The 5933-nt window shown below is 28.3% G+C and carries 3 protein-coding genes; 2 read left to right on the forward strand and 1 reads right to left on the reverse strand.

Translation table 11 applies throughout. The annotated features are described in order from the left end of the window. Nucleotides 1–281: 281 nt before the first annotated feature. On the reverse strand, nucleotides 282–3473 hold the full coding sequence (locus tag L8D11_RS02920; RefSeq protein WP_236870181.1) for a UvrD-helicase domain-containing protein: 3192 nt from the start codon (nucleotides 3471–3473) through the stop codon (nucleotides 282–284). An 89-nt stretch (nucleotides 3474–3562) separates the two neighbouring features. On the opposite strand from L8D11_RS02920, the gene gap reads away from it, so the two are divergent. Further along, complete coding sequence (gap, locus tag L8D11_RS02925; RefSeq protein ID WP_236870182.1) at nucleotides 3563–4582, forward strand: type I glyceraldehyde-3-phosphate dehydrogenase; 1020 nt, start codon at nucleotides 3563–3565, stop codon at nucleotides 4580–4582. A 6-nt stretch (nucleotides 4583–4588) separates the two neighbouring features. Further along, a complete protein-coding gene (locus L8D11_RS02930) occupies nucleotides 4589–5782 on the forward strand; it encodes a phosphoglycerate kinase (RefSeq protein ID WP_236870183.1) in 1194 nt (397 codons plus the stop codon). Nucleotides 5783–5933: the final 151 nt, after the last annotated feature.

The raw sequence follows: 5933 nt of genomic DNA on the forward strand, positions 1-5933 counted from the left end.
TGATACTACCTCGCCTTTTTCTTTTTTTCTTACTATTATTTCAAAATCCATTTGATACCTGTATTGTTTTAGGTCAAAGGTTAGCACTTTTCCTATTTATACGCTATCTAATATTTATGCTTCCTTCTATCATATATGTTTCTTTCTGCCTATTATGCAATGGTCTTTTGGATTAGGAATCCAACGCTCTATCCTGCTGAGCTACGGGAACAAATTTCAGTATGACAAGGCCATGATAAGGTATTTATTAATAAATACAATAAATTTATATTTTTCAGCCATTATAAGCAGATAAGCTCTTTTTGATAAAAACTTAATATTTTACAACTAATTTTTTTGTTAGGATAAATATGAGAAATACATTGTTTATATATCTCTATTTGCCTACTATACTCATCTGGTAGATTAGATTTGGAGAGTATTTTTGCTTTATCTGCTTTAATTTCAATAATTTCAATATTATCATCTTTCACAATTAACTTATCAATTTTTATAATGGTGTCAGTTTTAGCAGCTAAATTATTTATACTCACTTCAGACAATACTTCATTTATAAAAATATCAGGAAATTTATGAACGATATCTTTTGCAATTAATTTTATTTCTTCGATTTCCCTTTTAGGTATTAAATTAAATGAGCTATTACCCGCTAAGTTTGCAATATAATTTGTAAAATTTTCCGTAGGAATTTTAGATGCATCAGATAAAATTTGGTGTATGAAGTTTCCTCTTGCAACTGGAAGATTTGAATATAGTTGATTTGCCAAAGAGGCAATTTCTTTTTTCTCAATATTTTCCACAATATAATCTTCCTTATAGTAAGATGGTAATTCAAAGTTTTCTAAAACTAAACCCTCATCTTTAAAGTGCTTTTGATCAGATATGCCAAGCTCAAAATATTTTACAAAATTATCCGCTAATATAGTTTTGGCAATACTATACCAGCTATCTTTTTTATTGCCACTATCTCCAAAAATATACAATTCATCTTCGGCACGAGTCATTGCAACATATAATAGCCTTAAACTTTCCTGTTTTAATTTTACTTTTCGCTGATTTATAATTTCCTTAATTGTATTATTTTTATATTCACTGACATTTGGTATTATGAGTTTTTCATTATACCAAAAGAAATTTTCATTTGGCATATTTTCTGAATCCCCAGCATCTGCCAAAATGATTATAGGTGCTTGCAGTCCTTTTGCAGCGTGTACAGTCATAATTTTGATACCTTCCGAATTATTATTATCAACATTGATATTTGAATTATATTGTAGCCACCCCAAAAAAACTTCCTTACCGCCAAGAGATTGTTTTTCAAATTCTAAAATTTTATCTAAGAAAATATCAATTATTTCTTGGCAATTAGTTCCAAATTCCTGGCAAAAATTACTTATAAATTTATTTTTGTATAAAACGTCTGTATAAAAATCATACAACGATTGATTTTTGCAATATTCTTCAAGTTCTTGCAATAAATCTGATGTTTCGGGATGAAGATTTTGTAATCTGCTAAAAACATTTTGCTCATTCCTATTGTAGGATATCTTAAAAATTTGCTCTTCTGTAAAATTAAAAAACGCCGATTTTAAAAGGCATATTAAATTGAAATCATCATCAGGCAATAGAAAAAATTTAATAATAGATAGCAAATCAAGAATGATAATATCATCGCTAAAATTTATTTTATTTTCTTCAGATATAGGAGTACCGTTCTGTTTTAAAATTTGGACTAAGCATTTCATTTTTTCAGATCTTTTACGAAATAACACCATTATGTCTTTGTGCATGATTTTATTCTCAGCACGATCTTGATTTAATAAATGAAATATGAAATTTGCTATTTCTTCTGTATTTGATAATTTATTATCAATAAAATCAACATCTCTCTCAGGGATTTTCCAGCAATTTTTTTCTCTAGTTTTTTTATTAGTTTGAGTAAAATGTTCAATTACCTTAACTATCCCATTACCTTTTTTTATTGCTATATGATTTAATTTATTAACAAAATCTATAGAATTAAAAATTTTGTCAACAGCTTCCAATATTTCTTTTTTTGAACGAAATGAATGACTTAATTCTAAACATTCCCAAGGCTTAGATACGTTTTTTAACTCTGTTTTATAAAATTGATTTATCGTTAAAAAATATTCAGGGTCAGCACCTTGAAACCCATAAATTGATTGCTTATAATCTCCTACAATAAAAATTGAGGAATCAAAATTATAAGTGCTTTTGATCATTTTTTGTAATAAATGCCATTGTGCCTTACTTATATCCTGAGCTTCATCAATTAAGATATGTGAAAAAGATAAATTAAGTGAATATAATAAAATTTCTGAATCCCCCGCTTCATTTAATATTTCTAAAGTTCGAAGTACTAAATCATCATACTCTAGATATCCTAATATACCCTTTAACTCTTCATATTCACGAATAGTCTCATTTAAAATTATAATTAAGCATTCCATAAATTGCGCTTGTTCATATGCGGATTTTTCTTCAAGAAATTCAATAATTCTGATTTGCTCTTTTTCACATTCTTCAATTAAATCTTTATTCCTATCTCTAAATTGCTTGTTAAAAAGTCTTTTACTCATAGTTAGACTTTTTGTTAAGAAGCAGTCAAAATATTTTGTCAAATTATCATTTTTAAACTGGCTATCTCCATTAAGCCATGAGTGTATCATGTTTATGTCATCCTTATTTTCTGCTACTAGAGATTTAAATCTTTGCGAAGTGTTTGAGATAAATTTATTAAACAAATCATCATAGCATGTTGCCCTTTCACTGTTATAAAAATCATACTGCCCATTTATTAAATCCATTATTGAATATTGCGAATTAATAAATTGGTAAATTTCTTGCTTCTGAAAAATGATATCACTAATCAGCTGTAACAAAGTGTAATAATCATATTTTTTTGCTAAATTACCAATAGAGAAATGAAGTTCAGGTTTGGTTTTTGAAAGATTTATTACATTTTCCAGTGCCATTTCGATTAACCTTTTCCTATTGTACTCATCAATAATTTTAAGATTTTCTAATTTATCCTCTTGTATAAATTGTGATTGATTTAATATATCAACGCATAATGAATGCAAAGTTTGTATTCTGATTTTATCAAAATTATTTAGATATGTATTATATAGCTCCTTTGCCTTAAATATTTGAGATTGATCTATGTCTCTTTCGAACATATCCTTAATATGCTTTTTGAGCTCTTCATCACTATATATGTGCCATTTTTTAAATTCGTCTCTTAGTCTATTTAGCATTTCTCCTATAGCTACATTGGTAAATGTAATGCACAATATATTCTCAATTTGCTCACCATCTAAAAGTAACCGTAATATTCTATCTATTAGTGTTTTGGTTTTTCCAGTCCCTGCTGAGGCACTGAGATATACATTATTTTTGGGATCAGATGCTTTTCTTTGTATTTTTATGGAATTTAAAATGGCTTGATTCATTAGTTTTGCTTCAATTAATCAAATGTATGCTTGCAATAACTGACGTTAGCATTTAAATTATCAAGCGTACAACAAATAAACGATATTAAATGGTTAAAATTAATATTGCAATTAATGGTATTGGCAGAATAGGAAAAAATGTTTTTAGAAGATATTTTGAAAATAGATATGAAAATTTAAATTTAGTAGCCATCAATCTTGGTGAGTCTAATGTGCAGTCTAAGTTGCATTTATTGAAGTACGATTCTATACATGGAACTTTTAATGGTATCAAGAAAATAGAAGAAAACAAAATTTTTGTAAAGGAGCAATCAGTAGAAACCATTAAGGAAAGGGATATAAAAAATATTAATTGGAAGAATTACAATGTAGATTTAGTTTTAGAATGCACTGGAAATTTTAATAGTAAGGAATTATCATCGCAACATATTGAGCAAGGAGCTAAAAAAGTTTTGGTATCAGCACCTTGTAAAGATGCGGATAATACAATAATTTTAGGAGTAAATCATGACAAGCTCTCTTCAGAAGACAAAGTTATTTCAATTGGTTCATGCACAACAAATTGTTTAGCACCTATTGCAAAAATTCTTGATGATAACTTTGGAATAAAAAGTGGCTTCATGACTACTATTCATTCATACACTAACGACCAGAGAATAATTGATGGTGGACATAATGATTTAAGAAGAGCTAGAGCCGCTGCCATGTCAATAATTCCTACTACCACAGGTGCTGCAAAATCTATAGGATTAATTCTTCCTAATTTGAAAGGGAAATTAGATGGTGCAGCAGTAAGAGTTCCAACCCCAAACGTTTCAATGATTGATTTTAGTTTTATTTCGAATAAAGATGTATCTGTTATGGAAATAAATGAGGCTATGAAACAAAATTCAAAAGATAATTATAAAGGAATTGTAGAGGTTGTTGAAGATGAACTTGTTTCAACCGATTTTAATCATACGACAGCTAGTGCAATTTTTGATATCGGTGAAACAAAAGTTATAGATAAAAATTTTGGTAGGATAGTTGCTTGGTATGATAATGAATGGGCATTTTCATGTAGAATGCTAGAAATTGCAAATTTAATGGCTAAAGACTTCAGGGTATAATGGAATATGAATACAGTACATTTAAAAAATATAACTGATATTAGCTTAAACGATAAAAAGATTTTTTTAAGATGTGATTTAAATGTCCCATTTGACGATAATAAAGTTTTGTTGGACGATACTAGAATTAACAATATAGTACCTACAATTCAATATTTGTTACAAAAAAATGCAAAAGTGATTATAGCAAGCCACTTTGGTAGACCTAATGGAGAATACAAAGAAGAATTGTCGTTAAAAAAATTGATTCCATATTTAGAAGAGTATCTAAAAGTTAAAGTTATATTTATAAAAGACATATTGTCAGAAAATAGCATAGCTCGCGCTAATGATTTAAAAAACGGGGAAATAATATTACTAGAAAATCTTCGATTTTATAAAGAAGAGCAATCAAATGATATGCAATTTGGGCAAAAATTAAGTCAATATGCAGATATTTATATAAATGATGCTTTTTCATGTTGCCATAGAGAGCATGCGTCTATTGATGCTATAACACAATTTCTTCCTTCGTACGCAGGTTTATTGCTTGTAAATGAATTGAAAAATTTAAATGACGCCTTTAGCAAAAACACCAGACCTCAGATACTAATTATAGGTGGTAAAAAAATTTCAACAAAGATTCGAATATTGGAGCACCTAGCAAATAAAATAGACAAGGTATTTATTGCAGGAGCTATGGTTAATAACTTTCTAAAAGCTTTAGGTTATGAAATAGGTACTTCGTTTTATGAAGTAGATTATGTTGAGCATGCTAAAAACATATACGAAAAATATAAAGAAAAAATAATACTTCCTAATGATTTTGTGGGAAAAAATGAGAATAATAAGCTATTTATTAAAGATATAAGCGATATATTAGCTGGAGATTGCATGTTAGATATTGGATCAAGTAGTTGTCAAAAATTATGTGACAGTATTAAAAATTCAAAAATTGTAATATGGAATGGACCAATAGGATTTTATGAGGAACAACAATTTGCTGTTAGCAGTTTGTATATTGCAAGGTCTATAGCTTATCACACACAAAAAAATAATATTATAAGTGTTATTGGAGGTGGTGATGCCGTAGCTGCTGTTAAGCTATCGGGATTGCAAGACTGTTTTTCATATATTTCTACTGGAGGTGGAGCTTTTTTAGAATTGCTTGAAAAAGGGGATTTAATAGGATTTAAAAACTTGAAAAGCAAAGAAACATGAAAAATGCTATCGTATTACTGAGCGGTGGAAGCATAAATATTAGATAGCGTATAAATAGGAAAAGTGCTAACCTTTGACCTAAAACAATACAGGTATCAAATGGATTTTGAAATAATAGTAAGAAAAAAAGAAAAAGGCGAGGTAGTATCAG

Origin of the sequence: Candidatus Bandiella numerosa (assembly GCF_021811875.1) — a bacterium.
Taxonomy (GTDB): domain Bacteria; phylum Pseudomonadota; class Alphaproteobacteria; order Rickettsiales; family Midichloriaceae; genus Aquirickettsia; species Aquirickettsia numerosa_A.